An 18,851-nucleotide genomic window follows, 5' to 3' on the forward strand; every position below is an offset into this window, starting at 1 on the left:
AAACCTTAATATCCCAACTGGGATTCACCCGACTTCAGGCGGGTGAGGATGTCAATTACTGCTTAAATCCGGTTAAGACGTCACTACCCCGGCTGTCGGAGAGGCTTAAAGTATAGACACAGACAGCCGAGAGAAAGAAAACACCGTAGATCCACGGCGAAACTACCGACACCACGGGCAGACCGAGGTACGACAAGATTACGGAGACCACACCCAAGCCGCTTATTGCCGAAGCTCCGACTCCGATCTGAGAGCCCCGAACCGACCGTCCGGACTCCTCGGAGACGTCGCCGGTTTGGGAGGTGTCCTTGGAAGCCATGTACTTCTCGATGACCTCCCCGACGCTGTCTGATACTCTCGCCTCCTTCGTGTTCTCGTCGTACTCTATGACGCCGAGGGTGTCAAGCTTTGGAATATGTGTCTGGTGTAACGAGACATAGACGCTCTTACGTTTGTTCGAGTCGGGAGATTTCTCTCCTGACTCTATCTCCGCGACCCTATCGGCGAGATCCCGGACAGATACAGTGCCCTCGTCGATGAGAATGCTTAGGGTCTCGTACCTCCGTTGACTGCTGAGTATCTGATGTATCTCGACCTCTTCGAGGCTCTCAGGAGCCCCGTCTTCCCCTTCTTGTGTGTCTTCGGACGTAGTCGCGTTCATAGTACCACCTACCGTCCCCGCCCATGTCAGAGATGAACAGACAAGCATTCAACAACCGACTAGTGAACTACCCCTGCCTACTCACTCGCGGCGGAGCCGCTCGTTCCTTGAGGCAGGGGCTTCCTGCTTCCAAGACGCGCTTTGCAGGAACCAGGGTAGTTCCCGCAGGGAGCGCAGTCTTCACAGGCGTTGATTCGGAGTGAACCACTCCTAGGTCGGTGAGTCCACGAGAAAGAATGTTCCACGCTGCGTTTGCGTCTCTGTCTGCCTCGAAACCACAGGCCGGACAGGAGTGTTCACGCACCCACAGCGTCTTTTCGGTTTTGACGCCACACTGCGCGCACTCTTTGGTGGTGCCTTCGGGGTCAACTTCCACGAAGTGCGTGCCTTCGCGCTCACACTTCGTTTCGAGCATATCGGTGAAGGTGTTCCACGCCGCAGACGCTGTGTTACGGCTGTTTCGCGCCGATTCCAGCATCCCTTTCACGTCGAGGTCTTCGACGGCTACCAGTTCGTACTCCCGAGCGTAGTAGTTCGAGAGTTTGTGCAGGAAATCACGCCGCTTGCGCTTGATGTCGAGATGGCACTCAGCGACACGCCGACGTTGTTTCTCCCAGTTGTTCGACTCGTACTCTTTGCGCGAGAGCTTCCGTTGCTCTCGTTCGAGCCTGTCGCGTTCTTCCGAGAGGTCGAGTGATTCGACCGCTGTGCCGTCTGTATCGTGGGCATACTTCAGAATGCCCACGTCGATGCCGACCACCTCCTCGGCGTCGATCTCCTCCAGCGGTGGCTTGGCTGGCGGTTCTGTGTCCATCTCGATGCCGAAGATGGCGAACCACTCGCCAGTTTTCTCTTTTTTGAGCGTGACTTCCTTGACTGTAGCGTCGTCGGGCAGTGGTCGGTGGAATTCGATACGAATATCAGCGAGTTTCGACAGCGACAACACGGTCTGACCACTCTTCTTGTCGAGTTCGAAGCCAGACTGGTTGTAGGTGAAACTGCGAAACTCACGTGGTGATTTCCACCGGAGTTCACCAACCGTGTAGCCCTGTTCTTTGAGTTGCCCGAGGCGTTTGATATTCTTCGCAATCCGCATGACGGTAGGCTGAAGCACTTTCGAGTAGATATCGGTGAGTGCGTCCCACCAGTCTTTGAGGTCGGGTAATTCGTCACGAATCTTGCGGACACGCTGTTTGACGGTGCCCTCGTCTTCAGGGATTTGGTTGAAGCGGTACAGGGCATGGTTGTATAGCTGTCTACAGGTATCACGGTGATAGTCCAGCGTCTTACACTGGTCTTCTGTCGGCTTGAGACGATACCTGTAGTTGTAGTTCATCGGGTTATTTGTCTGGATTGGACGTTCGGACGATTTTCACGTCTGCTCCACGCCACCGTTTTGGGACGAGGACGTGTGCGCCGTTGCCAGTGGCTTTCACCTCGCCCTCGATGACTTCGTGACCTTCAATTTCGTGCCTATCCATCATTCTTGTTTAGACTTTGTTTCAACATAAGTGTATCGGTGCGTTGACCTGTGGGCTGGGAATAGAACAGTATATGGACGATGATGACGGCGGTGTATCCCCTCCCTACTGCGTATGCAAATCGAAGATTTGCCTGCTCGTGAATCTAAGATTCACGAACGTCCTCAGAACGCGAAGCGTTCTGATGTGCGAACGAGACGCTCTGCGTCTCGTTAACGCTACTCGGTCGCTTCGCTCCCTGCGTTGTGTTGAAAATCGGAGATTTTCATACGTATGCGAATCTCTGATTCGCAACACTCCTTGACGAAGGGGGCTTACCGCCCTCTTTTCCAGCTAAAAGATTTGCATAAGCTAACCAACAGTTCTAATATAAACTAAGCTTCTATATAACGGTACTTTATAGGCTATAGTCGGAAAGAACGGCGACGAGACCGCGGTCACAGCGAGGATGTGTCGGTCTCCTCGTAGACCACTACGTTGGCGTCTGTGTCGACTATTACTTGGTAGTCCTTGTAACGGAAACGTACCTGTCCGTAAGACCGTCCGTCTCCAGAATGTTTGGGTGCGAAGAGGTCATCGAGTGCTTCGGGGTCGATGTAGTCGTACAACGGTGGTTCGAGGTCTGAGGGATCGACGCCCTCGTAGTCGGCTATCTCAGATATAACAGCTTCGCTGAGCTTGGTCATGTTTCATGTTAAAGTAGGGGAGAAGTCTTAGGGTAGGTGGTACATTAAACTCTCCCCAAACGGGTGTTAGTAGTCCACAGTAAAGAGCTTTTGTAATTATACGAGTAAACCACGTCCGTCTGTTAAATACGTCACTAAGATGTAAAGTCTGTCCAAGAATGTTTTTTTTTGATTATCCGAGTAAATACTGCGGGTGATTTAAGAAGGAGTTTAAATCACACATCAGAAACCCCGAAGAGATGGACAAATTGTGGATAATGCAAATTATTAAGTGTGCTTGAGGTCGATAGGGTTAGTTGGAGTATAGGTGGTACATATCTCTAAGGAAGATGACTCTAAACGCACTGTGGAGCTACTGACTGAGCTTGGTCTGATGGAGTACGAAGCCAAGGTATTCACCGCACTGACACGTATACCCGAAGCTGACGCCAAGAAGATAAGCCGTATAGCCGACGTCCCGAGGACACGTGTCTACAACGCGTGTGAGAGCCTCGCAGACAGGGGACTGATTCAGATACACGAGTCGACGCCGAAGAAGTACCGTTCGATTCCCATAACCGACGCAGTCGAGGTGTTCCGTGAGGAGTTCACCAGTAAGATCGACGAGGTGCAGTACAGGATGGAGAGCCTCGAACAGCTTGAGATGGAAAACGGCGATGGAGCCGTAGGTGTGTGGAACCTCTCGGGGAGAGACAGCATCAACAGACGTACTGTCGAGATGATCGACTCGGCGGAGGACGAACTCATACTCATTCTGGGAAAAGAAGGGATGGAGTTGGGCAGGACAGTCGAAAGCATCTCCGACGCAATAAAACGCGGTGTCTCTGTCAATATAAGTACCGTATCCGAGGAGGTGCGTAAAGAGATCGAGAGGGGGGTAGGCGATGTGAATATTCACGAGTCGAACGACTGGCTCAGGTCACTCAGCCTCGGCTCCGATACGACTCTCGGAAGGGTCGTAGTCTCTGACACCACGGAGGTTCTCGTAACCTCGGTTGAGGAGGAGGGAGAGAGGTCGGGTGTCTGGGGCAAGGGCAACACTAACGGTCTGGTTATACTAATCAGAACACTTCTGTCGCGGGCTATCGAAGAAGAGTAGGTCTCAGTCGGTCGTGGAGCCGGGCTTTGCGGCTTCCTCAACCTCCTCGGTTATCTCGCTGAGCTCCTCGTCGGCTTCGTTCTTTGCTTTCTTGAACTCTCCCATCGCCTCGCCCGCGCCCCTCGCTAGCTTCGGAAGCTTGTCAGCTCCGAATAGGAGTATCACGAGAAGACCCACTATCCCTATCTCTAGAGGTCCTACACCGCCCATGAAGATTGGTGTCTCAATCATACTTCAGCCTACTCTAAATACCCTAACTTAATAAGTATATATCCATTTTCGGAGTTAACGACATAATACTCGAGTTATATCTTTACTCAGACGGAGTGAACTACCCCACCCTACTCGCTCGCCACAGTAGTGACTCGCTCCTTGAGGGTGTCGTCAGAAGCTCCGCTTCTGACTGCTCGCAAATCTTAGATTTGCGATGTCTCTGAGGAGACCTCAGAGGCTCGTGAACTTTCGTTCACGATGGGGCTTCCTGTGTCAACGACGGCACTTGCAGGAATCACGTCTCTAGACGAGCTAGAGCGTGACCCCGCAGCGGTGCCAGTCTCAGCAGGCGTTGATTCGGCCAGTTCCTGACCTAATCCCGATTCATCCTCAACCACTCCCAGTTCGAGCAATCCAAGCCGCTGTACCTCAAGAGCAGCGTTTTCGTCACGGTCGGTTTCAAACCCGCACGACGGACACGAATGCTCGCGCACCCACAACGGCTTCTCCGACTCGACACCACACTTGACGCACCGCTTCGTCGTTCCCTCTGGTGGAACGAGAACCACGTGACAACCGTTTTTCTCCCCGAATCGTTGGAACGTTTGCAGTGTCTCATACCACGACATCGACGCAATATTCCTACTGTTCCCGTTCTGCTGCATCATACTCCCGACGTTCAAGTCTTCGAGGAACACCGCGTCGTATCGCTTTGTATACGCGTTGGCGAGGGCTTCGCGGTACGCGTTGCGCTTGTTCGACAACCGCTCGTACGCTCTCGCTAAACGTCGTCTCGCTTCGTGCCAGTTGTTCGACTCGTGTTCCTTGCGAGAAACGGATTGGTGACGTTTCTCGATGCGTTCACGGTCGTCCTCTTCGTCCAACGGTCGGAATGCTCGCCCGTCCGAGTCGTGAATGAACTTCGTGATGCCGAGGTCAATGCCAACAGTGTCTTCAACGTCGATGTCTTCGACGGCGGGCTTCTCGGGATAGTCGGCGTCGTATTCGACGATGATGCTGACCGTCCAGTCACCTGTTTTCTGCTTTTTCAGGATGACTTCCTTGATGTCGGCGTCGCTTGGGAGTGGTCGGTGAAAGTTCAAGTGGAACGTACCAATCTTGGAGAGTTCAACGGTAGCGTGGTCAGTCCGACCCGTGTTACTATTCACGTCGAAGCCAGACTGGTTATAGCAAATGCTACGGTACTCTCGCGGGGCTTTCCACTTGAGTTCACCAACATTGAATCCACGTTCTTTCAGCTTGTCGAGGACTGTTTCCGAGTGCTTGATGCGTCGTACTGCCATTTGCAGGCACTTCGAGTATACACTGCTCCATTCAGACCACTTCTGCTTCCACTGTGGCAGTTTGTTCTGCATCGTGTTGTACGACGGCTTGTCGTAGTCAGGAGCAGGTTTGTATTCTTGGGTGAGCGCGTGGTTGTACACTTCTCGACAGGTTTGAATCGCTTGCCACGCACTCTCGGCAGTAGTGGTGTCCTCGGGCTCGGCAGCGTACTTGAACGCTTCCTCAACCACTGTTTGTTCGTTAATCCTGTCTAGACTTGTATATTTTGGTTGCAGCGAGCGTACGGCTGTATCCTCGCCCTACTGCGTATGCAAATCGAAGATTTGCATGCTCGTGAATCTTCGATTCACGGACGTCCCGAGAGCTTTGCTCTCGCAGGCTCAGAAATCTCAGATTTCTGAACGGGGACTTAGCCTGTAAGAGTTAAATAGTTGTTAAGAGTTCACATACCCGGGTACTCCGCCTCGAAGACACGCGCGCCGCAGTCTTCGCCCTCACACTCGGCGGCTACTACGTCTACGGTGCTACAGCACGACTCGACTGTCTCCTGTCCGAGGGAGACGTCTTCGCCACAGTCGGGACATCTGTCGAGCCAGATACGGAGACCTCCGAGAACCTGTGTCCTCGTCTCATAGCCGAGGTCGTCCCACGAGTAGGCGTCGGAGTCGGCGTCGGCGTCGGCGTCGGTATCCGTAGAGTCAAGAACCTCCGCAGCTGCCACGTCGGCGATGTACGCCGCGCGCGACTCCCATTTGCCCACCCTCACGCCGTCGACGGAGGCTACGAATGCGTCTCCGTAGTCGTCGATCTCGACCTCCGTCTCGGACTCAGAGCCGAGTAGGTCGTCTATGCCGAGAAGGTCATAGATCTCCGGCCCGGAGCTGTGCTGAATCTCGTCGATCCGTGAGTACCACCGGTCACGGAACTCGGGGGTCAGACACAGGTCGTCGCCGTCGCAGTCGGTCAGTATATCCGAGTCATACAGGAAGGACTCGACGTCTATCTCGACACGGCTCTTTTCTCTGTCTCGGTCCGACTGACCGCCGTCTACTCCGACCGACCCCATCCTCGACTCCGACTTCCCGAATAGACGTAACGCCGAGTCGGGGAAGTATCTCTTCGTGAGCGCGGGCGTACCGGGTACTAAGTATCCTCTGAGGTAGACAGCAGCCAGGCTTACGACGAAGACGGCTCCCCCCGCTACGACCGAGAAGTAGGCTATGGCTGTGCTCACGGCTGTGGCGATGACGACGTTTACGAGCGTACACGGAATACACCGGTTTTCTCCTGTGTATTCGGGCTGTCTCAGCCCTACTACCGAGTCTTGGATCAGACGGTACATGCTGACCCATAGATGTACTATCGAATAGTTATTAGCCGATTAAACCGGGTTAGGACTGGCTTAACTACGTCGAACAGTTGGTGGTGGCGTCGAATCTCAGGTCGAAGCTCACCGAGTCGGTCTGTATGATATTCCCGACTTCCTCGTCGACTGACCACGTCATGCCTACGTAAGCAGACTCGTCGGTGGCGAAACAGTCGCCGTCATTGAGGCGATACGAGTTTACGCCGTCTGACGCCTGTCTCAGGCTCACGGTTCCCTGTGTTATGACCGTCTCGCCTATCTCGGGGTCAGCGTCGCCCTCACCCAGCCAGCTTATGTCAAACGCCCCGGTGTCCTCCCACAGGAGTACGTCTACGTGTTCTCCGAGCTCTCCCTTGTCTGGGGTACTGTCAGGGTTGGGCATCCTACTCCTATTCTCGGGCTCGTTTATCCCGTTTTCGGCGTCCTCGGTGAGGTTGAACGACAGTCTCAGATCTATCGGGGAGTTCTCGGAGTCGGCAACCGACGTGACCTGAACGAGAAGTACACCCGAGTCACCCGATGCCACGTCGGTGAGGTTCACGACGGGGTTTTCGAGGACGAAGCCGGTTCCGTCGACGTACACGTTCGTGGTGTTGTTCGGAAATGAGTCTTCGTCCTCGGTGGGCTCGATCCCCTCACCGTTGTAGGTCTCCCCCCAGTCGACCCTCACGAGGTCGTTTTCCTCGGTGTTATCTAGTCCTACTGCCCTTCCGGTGAGGTAATGGTATCCGACGGCTCCAACCGAAACGGAGGCTATGCCAGCCAGAACTCTGCGTCTCGTTATATCTGGTTTCATGTTTGCAGTGTGTGTCTGTGTTCGTGGTGTGACTTGACGTGTGAACAGTCTGAGACGTGGGAGGCTACGAGCCGTCGTTCGCGCTGCACTGTTCGGAGTAGAAGCCGACGTCGAATCTCACCGAGTCGGTCTGTATCTCGTCACCGTAGTCTTCGGGTATCCACCACGCCAAAGCTACGCAGTTGGTCTCGTCGCTCGCGAAACAGTCTCTGTTAGGGTCGTCGCCCTCGTTAGGTGAGAACTCGCCGTCAGTCTCGACGACCTCGTCGTAGGAGGTAGAAAGGTCACCGTCGAGGGGTATGCCGTCAGCCTGGCTCAGAAGAGACAGTGTCTGGGATAGGCTTCCCTCGAATATGAGTTCGTCCTCTCCGACGTCCTGGATGTTGTCACAGTCGGTGTTGTACCAGACGGCAGTCTGAACCGCGTCGGCGAGCTCTCCCGGGTTCTCATCCTCGGAGTCGGTGTACCCCGACTCGTCGGGATCGTTTCTCTCGGGCTCTGTCATGCCGTTCTCCGACTCGTCTACGAGCTCTCCTGTCATCCAGACGTATGAGTCGTCCTCACAGACGTGGAAGCTGAGTGTGAGCTCTCCGAAGTCTCCCGGCTTGACGTCTTCGACTGCGACTACAGGCTTCGGCTCGCCGTCCTCGACCGTGTCGGTGTTGTGTGTACGGAGAGCACCTTCGGGGGTCGGATCGAGGTCTTCAGGCGTGTCGGCACCGTGGATACACGGGTCGTACTCGAAGCCCTCACCACCCTGTATACCGTCGTCGTCGGGGTCGGGGAAAGCCTCCAAGGCTGTCGCGTTCATAAACTCGGTGAGACTTGTGTCGTCGACTGCGACGGCTGGACTCCCGGGATACGGCAGACCCACCTCGTTTTCGTCGACCTCCTCCGGCGACTCGACGGTACGGACGCCGTCTATCTCCGCCTCGTCGCCGAGCATGTCGGCGTAATGCTCCTGCCAGTCTACCTTGAGATGCTCCGACCCTGCTGTTACAGTGTTGTTCGGCAGGTCCTCGCGGTCGCTGAGGAAGGTAGTCGTCCCGACACCCGCGCTCGCCGAGGCTACGCCGACGGTTCCGAGACCCGCGAGTATCTTCCGACGTGAGAGCTTGATCTTAGATCTGTCTCTGTGAGTCATATTAGATTATAGATTTAAAACCCACCCGCGGCGGTGAGCCTACGAGTGGGTCGTAGCTAGTCTACTGGACAGTATCGTTGGTGGTATTGGTGGTATTATCCGGCTGAGGCACGTTGCCCGCACTACCCGGAATCTCCATTCCGGTGCCGTCGTTGTGTCTGCACTGTTCAGTGTAGACACCTATGTCGAACTGAACCGAGTCAGTCTGTATCTCGTTACCGTGGTCGATGGGCACCCACCACGCGAGCCCAACCGCGTTCGTGGTTCCGTCGATGAAACACTCACGCTCTTCGAGGTTGCCGACGTTGGGCATCTGTGCGTCCTCCTCCGGGGTCGGAACGATCTCCTCGTACGGGGTTATACGGTCTCCGTCGAGGGGTATGCCGGGTGGATTCTGTTCCTCTCCGTTGGGGTCGTTGCCGTTGGTGTCGAGACCCTGAAGCAGGTTGAGAAGCTGCCTGAGTGAGCCCTCCCAGAAACACTCCTCACCGCCTATTATCTGGGATATCTGGTTGAATATCTGTTCGAGCTCTCCGACGTCTCCTATGTAGGCTTGGGACGGGTCACTAGCCATCTCTATAAGACGGTCAGCCACCGCACTTCCGGGATCGATTCCGAAGCCGACAGTGTACATGTCTATGCCGTCTTCCTTGGCTGTAGTAGCTTCCTGTGTCGGGTCGTACTGGTCGTCTACTTCTGCCTCTGATCCCACGGGGTCGTCGCTTCGGTTTGCGGAGCCGTCTGTCAGGAAGACCATTATCTTCTTGGCTTCGTCACGGTCGTTGCCGCTCGCGACAACGTCCGCCGACATGTCCTTGTTGAGAAGCTCCTCGTGTCCCCCGTGGACACCACCCTCCATGTTGGTCTGACCGCCGGGAGTGAGGCTGTCTATCGAGTTCTCGATAGCGGTCGCGTCGGTAGAGAGGGACTGGTCTAGACTCTCTTCGTCCGAGAACGAGACGAGTCCGACCTGCCTAGCGTCGGGTCCGAGTTCAAGGGCATCGACGAGACTCTTAGCCGCCGTCTTGAGCTCGTCCATCTTGTCGCCCTCCATCGAGCCGGATCTGTCAGTGACGAGGAGTACGTCGACCGGCTCAGTGATACCGCCGGGCTCGAACATATTGTCGCCGTCCTCGTCGTACCACATACACGTCTGTACCTCGTCGAGGAGTTCAACGACTCCCTCTTCCTCGTCGGTGTCCTTTCTCTCGGGCTCCATGAGTCCGTTTTCGAGAGCCTCGTCGAGGTTACCGGTCAGCCAGATATGACCTGGGTTGTCACACAGATGGAAGCTGAGTGTGAGCTCTCCGAAGTCTCCCGGCTTGACGTCTTCGAGGTTTATGACCGGTTTTATCTCCGTCACACCGTCGTCGTTTTCGGTGACCGTGTCTTCGTTGAGTGTACGCAGACCCGATCCGACCCCATCGCCACGCGGGTCGAGATCCTGGGGGGTCTGTGCGTAGTCGGTACACGCCTCAAGCTCAGTGTTGAGTTCCTGTATGCCGTCGTCGTCGAGGTCAGGGTATGCCTCTATCGACGTGTTGTCCATGAACGTCTCGACCGACGACTTTCCGTTCCCTAGCTCGTCGTCGTGTCTTATCCAGATTCGCGGGTCAGATTCCTCACTGAACTGCTTTGTAGGATCGCTATAAGGCGTAGGATTTCATGATTTGACAGTTTTGTCGATGTTGTAGATAGCAGATTTTAGGATCATTTCTCTGAACTCACGGTTCCAGAGGCGCGCACGCACGGCTGTGCCGAGCGTGCGCTTGATGGTTGAGAAGACAGTTTCACACATCCAGCGTTGATTGTAATCTTCATCTTTCATCCTAGCGTTGTGAGCCTTGTCTAGGTGTGTAAATTCACGATGCTTAATCAAGGGACGGACTCCGCTTTCGCGGAGGTCGTCCCGTAGCTTCTGCCAGTCATAACCTTTGTCTCCAGCGACGGAGAGCAGGTCATCAGCGTTCCGCTTAATGACCTGCTCTCCTATCTTAGTATCATGTTTCTTGGTTGTGGTACAGTGAATGTCCAAGACAGAAAGTGTGTCAGTATCAACTAGAGCCGTTACTTTAAGCGAGCGAACACTGTAGTTCGCTCGCTGGCAGTAGTGTTTACTAGCTCTATCTCGATCGAATCCAGTGCTGTCAACAGCGACGTTTCTTTCGTCCTTAGACTCCGAAGATAGACGAAGAAAGAGCCTCATTGCTTTGATGTTTATCTTATCGAACCAGTCACAGAACGTAGTGAAGTGAGGGAGATCGGTCACGGAGAGACCGACCTCCTCACGTATTCTCGGCATTTCTATCAAGAGATCTAGCGTTACTCTATAGGAGTCCTCTAGGTGAAGCCGTAATGAATGAAGTGCTATCATCGCCCACTCTGCGAACCCGCCTCCGCCTTCCGGCGGGGCGGGTTCGTTCGGATTATCAACAGCGTTTTTAGCTAGCTTTACGCATCTTTCCGTGAAGCGACGGAGATTACTATCTACAATCATCATCAGCAATCTCTCGTCGCTTCTACCTATACTAAAATAGACCGATTCTAGCGCTGTCTAGCGATCCTACAGGGCACACTGAACGGGAATCCCATGTAGCTACTGGGATCCTCCGGCTCTGTCATCGTGTAGTTTATCTCACCCTGTACGGTTTCCCCGGTACCCTCCTCCTCGTACATGTATGTTACTTCGTCGTCGCTCCAGTCGGAGTAATGCTCTTCCCAGTCGAGTACCAGGTCAAGCGAACCCGCGACTAGATTGTTGTTCGGCAAGTCCTCGCGGTCACTGAAGTACGCCGAGGTTCCGTATCCCGCGCCTAGCGATGCCACACCGATCGTGCCGAGACCCGCCAGCACCTTGCGGCGGGAGATCTCGAATTTGTCGTCGTCTGTCATTCTTTCACTCACCTGTTCAGCCTGTGCCGCCTCTGACACGGCTGAACTCGGTCTTCACTATGAGAACATACCATCTTATTTAATAGCCAGATGTGAGGAATATTAACCTAATTAGGACGCTCAAATACGTGAATACTGAGACGGGACATGGATAAAGCCCGACTTAACCCCGAGAAGGCGTAAGGACGGTGCTGTCGGAGACGTATCCTTCACGAAACACGGAGTTTCAGTTTTATCAACGAGTCGGGGGGTCTGTATTGGTACGTATACTCAGTTAATCCGGGCTTTGTGTTTCTACTGCCGAGGATTAATTGGACAATGTTAGTTTTAACGTGTAATTAACTAAATCCTTAAAGCGATATCTTGTCTACCGTGTCACTTACACAGCTGATACGGAAGGGGAACGGAGAACGCAACGGCGGGCTCGGGAAACAAGAGATACACGACATACTCAGAAACGAGAGAAGACGGAGGGTTATACAGTGTCTACAGAAGGGAATGGGCGAGATGTCTCTGAGGGAGCTCGCCGAGGATATAGCGTCCGCAGAGACGGGTGAGTCACCTCCGCCGCGTAACATACGTAAGAGTGTATACAACGCGCTCCACCAGGTACATCTTCCCAAGCTTGAGGATCAGGGAATAGTCGATTACGACAAGAACAAGAAGAAGGTCTCGATGCGGCGTAACGCAGTGCGCGAGGTGAGTCCCTACATGGATCTCGTCACCAAGTACGGTGTGACGTGGTCCGACTACTACCGCGGTCTCGGGACGTTTTCACTCGTGTCGATACTCGCCTCGGAGCTACACGCTCCCGTTTTGGGAGGGGTCGACGTGGTTCTGTTGACGAGTCTCTTCCTCGGTCTCATAGCCGTGTCGACGGCGTACCAGATGTGGTCACGCAGATGGCTGTACCTCCAGAGCCTGCGCGGTCTACTCGACTGAGGTGAGAGAATGAGAAAAGAGATGGAGATAACCAGACGGAAGCTTCTCGGCGGCATCATGGGCATCGGAGCGGCGGGCGCAGTAGGCGGCGGTGGGGTGCGGTCTCTCCTGAACAGCCGCGACGACCTTCCGGCGAACGTCGTCGGCGCAGGGTCACTAGACATGGAGGTCTGTTGGCAGGACACGAACGACGACTGTGACCCCGTGAGTGACTTCGCCGAGATAGACATCGGGGGTCTCCAGGAGATAGGGGACGGAGGCTCGGCTACCGTGAGATGCCGTCTTCCGGAGTCCGAGGGAGACGGAGTGGAGAACAACCCTTCGTGGATCTGGCTCCGTACGAACTGTCCTACTGACGCGTGTGGGATAGAGAGGAAAGTCAGCCTGACAGTCTGGTACGACGAAGGCTGTGACTCGGGTATAGACTCGGAGGAAAATATCATAAGACAGGGAAGGATGTGTGACGTACTCAAAGACCTCCACTCGGGTACGCTTCTCGACGCCGAGCCCTTCGAGAAGGACGGGGACAACAACACCCCACAGCCGCTCGAACCCGGCTCCGACTCGGAGTCAGGGTCGGGAGACCTCTGTATAGGTGTGAGATGGGAGGTCACCGACGAGATCTGTACTAAGGATGAGGCAGGTCTGAGTCTCGAGTTCAAGGCTCAACAGACGCGCCACAGCCCCGATCCCGTGAGCCCGTGGAAGGACGCCGTCTGTGAGGTCGACTGTGACTCCGACTGCGTGGACTGTCTCGATCTCAAGTCTCTGAGCTTCGTGGCTTTCTGTTCTTCTGAGGAGATTAGAGCCGACGACGTGTCGATGGAGGTAGTCGCGAGGAACTACAGCTTCGAGCCGGTCTCAGTCTACTGGGAGTCAGACGTCGAGGTAGGCTGTGTGGTCACCAAGTCGGGGAGACAGATCCAAAGCTCGTGTGACGCGGGTACGTCGGGGACAGTCTCCTCGGGCTCAGACTCGGGCGAGACCCGAACTACATCTACGAGTATCAGCCCTAGCTCTCCGTGTCGAGGGGAGAGGAAGGAGACCGACTGGGTGAAGTACGACTTCGACGACAGTACGTGGGAGACGTCTCCCGAAGGAGGTAATAACCAGAAATGACAAGAAACAGAGTCAAGCTTTCCGGAAACAAGAAAAGAGCGGCGAACATACTCGGCGTACTTCTGCTGATAGGGCTTCTCGCGCCCTTCGTAACGTATGCGGTTCCACAGATAGTCGGCGCAGACGAGAGCTACGTCGTTCTCTCGGGGAGCATGTCTCCCGAGATAATGCCGGGTGACGTCGTGATAGTGAACGACGTCGATCCATCGAAGCCGGAGAGGAATAAGAATACGACGACCGTCTACCTGATAGGCGACGACGCCTCGTATGATCCCGACCCCGAGTCACACAGATACAGATGGAGCCAGACAGAGGGCACCCAGGTGAGTATCACTCACGCGAACGAGAGCACAGCCGAGTTCAGAGCTCCGACGGTCGAGTCGCCCGAGAGACTCAGTTTCGAACTCAGGATCACAGACGACGAGAACAGAAGCTCGACTGACAGCCTGAGTGTCACGGTTAAGCCCGAGTCCGACCGAGGTAACGTCTCGAATCCGGATAGTAAGAGTACCAGTTAAGTCTTCTTTTACGAAGTATGGGACGTTGTTAACCGGACAATAACTAATGTACTGGGGGTGGCTGTTTGTCTTATGATATTTGAGAAATACCACTACGTATGCCATGACTGTTCGTTCGAAGGAGTCACACCCGAGCGTTCGGAAGCCGAGGACTGTGTCGAGGAGCACAGGGAGATAGGACACGAAGCCGAGTTCGACAAGGTGTTCTCGAAGTAGAGCCTACGTTATTTTCTCACAGCCGGGAGGCTGATCTCGACTGTGTTGCCACGTAGGTCGCCTTCTTCGAACCCGAAGCTGAGCTCTCCTCCCGACTTCTTGACTATCCAGTTGACGAGCCAGAGCCCGAGACCGCTTCCGTGGTAGAGTGGATCGATTTCTTTCTCACCCATGAGGACTCCGACCTCCTCCTCTGGTATACGTGGTCCGTTGTCGGCTACTCCGAGTACGACAGAGTCGGCGTGTCTCTCGACGTATACTTCGACCTCGGGTCTGTCAGTGTCGTTATGTAAGACGGCGTTCTCTACGAGCTCTCTGACGGCTCTGCCTATCTGAGGTATGGGAAAGACGGCTGCGGGTTCTCGGGTGAGTCTCGTACTTATCTCGGCGTCGTGGTACTTCTCCGAGAGGCTCTGGGTCACAGTCTCGGCGACCTCGACGAGGTTAGCCCTCTCACGGCTCTTCTCCTCCATTATGACCTCGACTATCTCGCGCTCCTTGTCGGTCGTACTCAGGAGTTTCTCGGCGGCTTCTCTTATCTGCTCAGCCTTTCTCCTGTCGTCCTCCGGGAGACTCTCGGAGAGAGAGTCGGCATACCCCATTATGACGTTCATCTTGTTGTGCATGTTGTGACGCAGGACACGGTCGAGTACGTCGAAACGTCTCGTGCTGTCCCTGAGTGACTCCCTCGTCTCTATCTCGTAGATCCCTATAGAGATCGAGTCGGCGAGCTCCCTGATGAGGCTGGTCTCTTCCTCGGAGAGTGAACTCGCCACAAACGGGAGATGTACTGTGATGATGCCGTAGACGTGACCCTTGTGTTCGACTGACAGCGCGAGGGCTCCGTGGCTCTCGACCTCGGCGTCTGGCTCGTGCTGAGCCTCGGGAGGCTGTGTCACGTCTTCTATGACATAGACACCGTCTTCCTCCTCTAACACAGTCCCGACGTACTCGTCTGTGTATATCTCGTCCCAGTCCATCTCAGAGCCTTCCTCCCATCTTCCGTATATCTCGTCGACACGCCGTGTCTCGTCCAAGACTGCTACAGACGTACAGCCGTAGGTCGATCTCTCCGAAACCGTCTCGACAACCGACTCGATGAGATCCTGCGTGTCGTCGGCTCGTATGATGATATCGTTGGCAGTTCTGAGTAGGTCGATATACCTCTTCTTCCTCTCCCTCCGGGATATATCACGGGATATGCTCAGAACCGCGTCCTCACCGAAGTAGGATATGAGGCTTGAGTTGACCTCGACGGGTATCTCCTTTCCGTCCTTTGTGACGTGTACGGTCTCGAAGAGAAGACTCCCCTCATCGAGTAGCCTCTGTATATTTTCCCCGACCGCCTCGGCTTCCTCGGGCTGGTTTATCTCCCCGGGAGACATCTCCAAGAGTTCCTCCTCGGAGTAGCCGAGACGTTCGACTGCTGTCCGGTTTACTTCGAGCATATCACCCTCTATGCTGTGGACGAAGACTGCGTCGTCTATGGTGTCGATGAGGTTCTGAAGCTCGTGTTCCCTCTGTCTGACCTCCTCCTCCTGTCGTATGCTGTGGAGAGCGAATCCGAGGTCGCCCGAGACCTCTTCGAGTAGATCTATAGTCGTCTCCTCGGGGGGCGAGTCAGGCGGAAAATGGACTGTGAGAACCCCGAAGGTTTCGTCGTTATGTCTCAGCGAGAGACCGACTCCCGCGTGGCTCTCGACACCGGCGTCGTCGGGGTGGTGTCTGTAGGGCGGCTGTGTCACGTCGTCTACGACGACTGTGTCCTCCTCGAATACCTCGCGTACGTACTCAGGGGTGTGGAAGCCGTCTATCTCGTCGTCGGAGAGGTCACAGCCCTCACCGTAGTAGTAACTGAGCTCTGGGTCTGGGTCAGCCTCTCTGAGTCCTACGAAAGCCGATGTGAAGACACGGCTCTCCGAGAGTATCCCGGCTACTGCCGAGACGAGTTCATGTCTGTCCTTTCTCCTGATGATACTCTCGTTGACGTCAAGTATGACAGAGAGAATCTCCCTCTTCTCGTAGAGCTCGGTGACATCTATCCCGGAGCTCAGCGAGCCTTTGACCTCGCCGTCATCGTCCCTTACGACAGTGTTCCTCCACCGTATCATCCTCTCTTCGCCGTCAGCTGTCACGACCGGGTTGGTGTACTTCGACGGGAGCTCGCCGTCGCTTATGAGACTCTCGAACTCCTCGGCGGTCTCCTCTGACTCGTCGTCGGGGACGAATCTCTCGAACCAGTCCTCGCCTATGACGTCATCGACATCACAGCCGAGTAGTTCACAGCCGGCTCTGTTTATCTCTCTTACTTTGTGGTCTAAGTTGAGTCCGACGACTATAGCCTCGGAGACATCGAGGTACTTCTGAAGCTTCGTCTTCTCCGTCTCAAGCCTCTGACTCAGACTCCTGTACTCGTCCCGAGCCTTCTCTATTTCGAGCGACTGACCCCTGAGTCTGAGTAGGCTGTCGAGACGCATACGGAACTCGTGTTTACGCAGAGGAACATTTATTATGTCGTCTATGTTCCCCCAGAGAAGCCCGTCGGCGTACTCAATCCGTTCACCTTCGAGAATCCCTTTACGTCTCTCCTCGACTATGAGAAGGTACGGGAGTATGACGGGCTTCTTCTCCTCCTTTAGGTCTACTAGCCAGTCGCCGTGTCTCTCGAACGAACCGACGTCGAGTACACACAGGTCGAACTCGGCGTCTCGGCTCCTGACCTCTTCTACCTCAGCCGAACAGACGTCGTGGTCTGTCTCTGTCTCTATCCAGTCTTCGAGTAACCGTCTGTTTTTCTGGTTCGAGAGTAACGCGAGTACCGAGTAGCTCTTTTCCATCTTGGGTCACTGCCGCGTATCGCCGTCACCGCCGTGAGGACTGTTGAGGAGATCGAGCTCGTCGTGGGACACGAACTCGGGTGTTCCCGTGAGAATTCCTCTGAGTCCCGTGAGAGGCTCGCCGACCTTTATGCCGTACTCGGTTATCATGAACTCACGGAGTGTCCTCTCGAAGCTCCCCGCGCGTTTCTTGAGGACTCCTATAGACTTCCTCATCTCGCCCCTCATCTCGAGATACCTGAGGAAGACGATGTTGTCGGCTATGTAGCTCACGTGTTCGGCGGTAGCCTTGAAGTCGCCGGTGACGTCTTTGACCTCGCTTATGAGGAAGGTCGTGACATCCCTGTTAGAGAGGAACCTCCCGAGTGTGTGTATCTCGTCGACTAGACCCGTGCGTTTGTTACTCCTCGTCATCATCCTCTTGTAACCCGTTACGCCGTCGATCATCACGAACTCGGCACCGTCCTCGACGTCTGTCTTGACCAGGTTAGCGAACTCGTCGGGTGTAGTCTCCATAGCCTCTATCTCCCTGAGTTTGAGGTTACCGTTTTCGACCATCTCACGCACGGGCATGTTTATCGCCTCAGCCCTGTGTAGGAACGACGCCCTCCTCTCCTCGAACATGTATATCACGGCTTTCTCTCCCCTTCCCGCCGCCTCCTTCATGAACTGGGCACCCGAGGTCGTCTTTCCGACACCACTAGGTCCCGAGATTATCGTAACAGTCCCCTTCTCGATTCCTCCGCCGAGGAGTGTATCAACCTCGGGGACTCCCGACGATACCTTCTCTCCCGTGAGACTGTCACGTGTCTCGGAGATGAGGTCGAGACGGGGAAAGACTGTCATGCCGTCGTCGTCTATCCTCATCGAGTGGCTACCGCTCCGGAAGTTAGAACCCCTGTACTTCGTCACCTCGACTGTCCTTCCCTCGTCGGAGTATCCGAGACTTATTATGGCGTCACTCAGGTACTGGAGGTCGTCGTCGGGTCTCTGCTGGGTCTTCTGTGACGTGAACAGAACAGTCGAGTCTATCTGCTTTAGGTATCCGAAGAAAGACAGGACGAGCTTGTTGAACTGGTAGGTGTCCTGTGAGAGGTAACGGAACTGTGTCAGGGGATCTATAACGACCCTGTCGGGGTTCCTCTCCTCAAGCTCGTCTATTATCCTCTGAGTGTAATCGCCCGTCTCGACCTCACCCGGACTGAATATGCTGTACTGTTCCTCCCCGAACTCGTCCTGTGACGGACTGAGGTCGAGTATGGTCACGTTGCCGAGGTCGAATCCGAACTTCTCGGCGTCCTCACGTAGAGCCTCCTCCGACTGACTCAGATTGACGAACAGAGAAGAAGAGTCGGGGTTCGCAGTCAGAAAGCTCATGCAGACAAGTGTCTTTCCGGTTCCGGGTACACCCCTTCACCATGTAGCTTCTGTTGGGTATGAGCCCCGAGTCGAGGACTTCGTCAAGACCCTCAATCCCAGTCGAGATTCTTTCGGACATGGGTAACGTATCCGTCGTTAACGTATATTCGGTACTTCCCAATCGGTAATTGAGAGTAGAAGCTAAAGCGTTACTCTG

The 18,851-nt window shown here is 54.8% G+C and carries 18 protein-coding genes and 1 pseudogene; 5 read left to right on the forward strand and 14 right to left on the reverse strand.

Features of this window, described 5'->3' with window-relative positions; translation table 11 throughout:
• Nucleotides 1-55 precede the first annotated feature (55 nt).
• From SV253_02710 to SV253_02725, 4 genes are all read right to left on the reverse strand, one after another.
• The gene (locus SV253_02710; GenBank protein MDY6774981.1) at nucleotides 56-661 is read right to left on the reverse strand and encodes a hypothetical protein; all 606 of its coding nucleotides are present in this window, start codon (nucleotides 659-661) and stop codon (nucleotides 56-58) included.
• 67 nt (nucleotides 662-728) lie between these two features.
• On the reverse strand, nucleotides 729-1,997 hold the full coding sequence (locus tag SV253_02715) for a transposase (GenBank protein ID MDY6774982.1): 1,269 nt from the start codon (nucleotides 1,995-1,997) through the stop codon (nucleotides 729-731).
• A 4-nt stretch (nucleotides 1,998-2,001) separates the two neighbouring features.
• Nucleotides 2,002-2,142 (reverse strand): DUF2080 family transposase-associated protein, encoded by a 141-nt coding sequence (locus SV253_02720; protein ID MDY6774983.1) that lies wholly within the window; start codon nucleotides 2,140-2,142, stop codon nucleotides 2,002-2,004.
• Between the two features lie 437 nt (nucleotides 2,143-2,579).
• On the reverse strand, nucleotides 2,580-2,828 hold the full coding sequence (locus tag SV253_02725; GenBank protein MDY6774984.1) for a HalOD1 output domain-containing protein: 249 nt from the start codon (nucleotides 2,826-2,828) through the stop codon (nucleotides 2,580-2,582).
• A 307-nt stretch (nucleotides 2,829-3,135) separates the two neighbouring features.
• On the opposite strand from SV253_02725, the gene SV253_02730 reads away from it, so the two are divergent.
• A complete protein-coding gene (locus tag SV253_02730) occupies nucleotides 3,136-3,927 on the forward strand; it encodes a helix-turn-helix domain-containing protein (protein ID MDY6774985.1) in 792 nt (263 codons plus the stop codon).
• 3 nt (nucleotides 3,928-3,930) lie between these two features.
• Here the strand turns inward: SV253_02730 and SV253_02735 are convergent, their stop codons facing one another.
• The 8 genes from SV253_02735 to SV253_02770 all read right to left on the reverse strand — a co-directional run bounded on the left by SV253_02735 (nucleotide 3,931) and on the right by SV253_02770 (nucleotide 11,655).
• A complete protein-coding gene (locus SV253_02735) occupies nucleotides 3,931-4,158 on the reverse strand; it encodes a twin-arginine translocase TatA/TatE family subunit (GenBank protein MDY6774986.1) in 228 nt (75 codons plus the stop codon).
• A 185-nt stretch (nucleotides 4,159-4,343) separates the two neighbouring features.
• Entirely contained in the window at nucleotides 4,344-5,675 is a 1,332-nt protein-coding gene (locus SV253_02740) for a transposase (protein ID MDY6774987.1), read from the reverse strand.
• Between the two features lie 212 nt (nucleotides 5,676-5,887).
• Entirely contained in the window at nucleotides 5,888-6,787 is a 900-nt protein-coding gene (locus tag SV253_02745) for a hypothetical protein (protein ID MDY6774988.1), read from the reverse strand.
• A 64-nt stretch (nucleotides 6,788-6,851) separates the two neighbouring features.
• On the reverse strand, nucleotides 6,852-7,607 hold the full coding sequence (locus tag SV253_02750) for a hypothetical protein (GenBank protein ID MDY6774989.1): 756 nt from the start codon (nucleotides 7,605-7,607) through the stop codon (nucleotides 6,852-6,854).
• A gap of 64 nt (nucleotides 7,608-7,671) precedes the next feature.
• Complete coding sequence (locus SV253_02755) at nucleotides 7,672-8,751, reverse strand: hypothetical protein (protein MDY6774990.1); 1,080 nt, start codon at nucleotides 8,749-8,751, stop codon at nucleotides 7,672-7,674.
• A gap of 61 nt (nucleotides 8,752-8,812) precedes the next feature.
• Complete coding sequence (locus tag SV253_02760; protein MDY6774991.1) at nucleotides 8,813-10,300, reverse strand: VWA domain-containing protein; 1,488 nt, start codon at nucleotides 10,298-10,300, stop codon at nucleotides 8,813-8,815.
• A gap of 114 nt (nucleotides 10,301-10,414) precedes the next feature.
• Nucleotides 10,415-11,248 (reverse strand): IS5 family transposase, encoded by an 834-nt coding sequence (locus SV253_02765; protein MDY6774992.1) that lies wholly within the window; start codon nucleotides 11,246-11,248, stop codon nucleotides 10,415-10,417.
• A gap of 47 nt (nucleotides 11,249-11,295) precedes the next feature.
• Nucleotides 11,296-11,655, reverse strand: coding sequence for a SipW-dependent-type signal peptide-containing protein (locus SV253_02770; protein MDY6774993.1), 360 nt, complete (start codon nucleotides 11,653-11,655; stop codon nucleotides 11,296-11,298).
• Nucleotides 11,656-12,015: 360 nt separating this feature from the next.
• On the opposite strand from SV253_02770, the gene SV253_02775 reads away from it, so the two are divergent.
• The 4 genes and pseudogenes from SV253_02775 to SV253_02790 all read left to right on the forward strand — a co-directional run bounded on the left by SV253_02775 (nucleotide 12,016) and on the right by SV253_02790 (nucleotide 14,438).
• On the forward strand, nucleotides 12,016-12,585 hold the full coding sequence (locus tag SV253_02775) for a winged helix-turn-helix domain-containing protein (GenBank protein MDY6774994.1): 570 nt from the start codon (nucleotides 12,016-12,018) through the stop codon (nucleotides 12,583-12,585).
• Between the two features lie 9 nt (nucleotides 12,586-12,594).
• The gene (locus SV253_02780) at nucleotides 12,595-13,704 is read left to right on the forward strand and encodes a hypothetical protein (protein ID MDY6774995.1); all 1,110 of its coding nucleotides are present in this window, start codon (nucleotides 12,595-12,597) and stop codon (nucleotides 13,702-13,704) included.
• Nucleotides 13,701-13,913: pseudogene (locus tag SV253_02785) on the forward strand (signal peptidase I). The gene SV253_02780 and the pseudogene SV253_02785 overlap by 4 nt, the downstream one beginning before the upstream one ends.
• A gap of 381 nt (nucleotides 13,914-14,294) precedes the next feature.
• Nucleotides 14,295-14,438 carry a hypothetical protein gene (locus SV253_02790; GenBank protein ID MDY6774996.1) on the forward strand — a complete coding sequence of 48 codons (144 nt, stop codon included), beginning with the start codon at nucleotides 14,295-14,297 and terminating at the stop codon, nucleotides 14,436-14,438.
• 8 nt (nucleotides 14,439-14,446) lie between these two features.
• Here SV253_02790 and SV253_02795 read toward each other — a convergent pair whose 3' ends face one another.
• Nucleotides 14,447-17,275: a PAS domain S-box protein gene (locus SV253_02795; GenBank protein ID MDY6774997.1), complete on the reverse strand. Its 2,829-nt coding sequence runs from the start codon at nucleotides 17,273-17,275 to the stop codon at nucleotides 14,447-14,449.
• Nucleotides 17,276-17,281: 6 nt separating this feature from the next.
• Entirely contained in the window at nucleotides 17,282-18,652 is a 1,371-nt protein-coding gene (locus SV253_02800) for an ATPase domain-containing protein (protein MDY6774998.1), read from the reverse strand.
• Between the last annotated feature and the right edge of the window lie 199 nt (nucleotides 18,653-18,851).

It is taken from the genome of Candidatus Afararchaeum irisae (assembly GCA_034190545.1).
GTDB lineage: Archaea > Halobacteriota > Halobacteria > Halobacteriales > Afararchaeaceae > Afararchaeum > Afararchaeum irisae.

Bases quoted from the DNA above. Each gene is read 5' to 3' on its own strand.
- SV253_02710 (MDY6774981.1), bottom strand. From the start codon at position 661: ATGAACGCGACTACGTCCGAAGACACACAAGAAGGGGAAGACGGGGCT.
- SV253_02715 (MDY6774982.1), bottom strand. From the start codon at position 1,997: ATGAACTACAACTACAGGTATCGTCTCAAGCCGACAGAAGACCAGTGT.
- SV253_02720 (MDY6774983.1), bottom strand. From the start codon at position 2,142: ATGGATAGGCACGAAATTGAAGGTCACGAAGTCATCGAGGGCGAGGTG.
- SV253_02725 (MDY6774984.1), bottom strand. From the start codon at position 2,828: ATGACCAAGCTCAGCGAAGCTGTTATATCTGAGATAGCCGACTACGAG.
- SV253_02735 (MDY6774986.1), bottom strand. From the start codon at position 4,158: ATGATTGAGACACCAATCTTCATGGGCGGTGTAGGACCTCTAGAGATA.
- SV253_02745 (MDY6774988.1), bottom strand. From the start codon at position 6,787: ATGTACCGTCTGATCCAAGACTCGGTAGTAGGGCTGAGACAGCCCGAA.
- SV253_02750 (MDY6774989.1), bottom strand. From the start codon at position 7,607: ATGAAACCAGATATAACGAGACGCAGAGTTCTGGCTGGCATAGCCTCC.
- SV253_02755 (MDY6774990.1), bottom strand. From the start codon at position 8,751: ATGACTCACAGAGACAGATCTAAGATCAAGCTCTCACGTCGGAAGATA.
- SV253_02760 (MDY6774991.1), bottom strand. From the start codon at position 10,300: ATGGACAACACGTCGATAGAGGCATACCCTGACCTCGACGACGACGGC.
- SV253_02765 (MDY6774992.1), bottom strand. From the start codon at position 11,248: ATGATTGTAGATAGTAATCTCCGTCGCTTCACGGAAAGATGCGTAAAG.
- SV253_02780 (MDY6774995.1), top strand. From the start codon at position 12,595: ATGAGAAAAGAGATGGAGATAACCAGACGGAAGCTTCTCGGCGGCATC.
- SV253_02790 (MDY6774996.1), top strand. From the start codon at position 14,295: ATGATATTTGAGAAATACCACTACGTATGCCATGACTGTTCGTTCGAA.
- SV253_02795 (MDY6774997.1), bottom strand. From the start codon at position 17,275: ATGGAAAAGAGCTACTCGGTACTCGCGTTACTCTCGAACCAGAAAAAC.
- SV253_02800 (MDY6774998.1), bottom strand. From the start codon at position 18,652: ATGAGCTTTCTGACTGCGAACCCCGACTCTTCTTCTCTGTTCGTCAAT.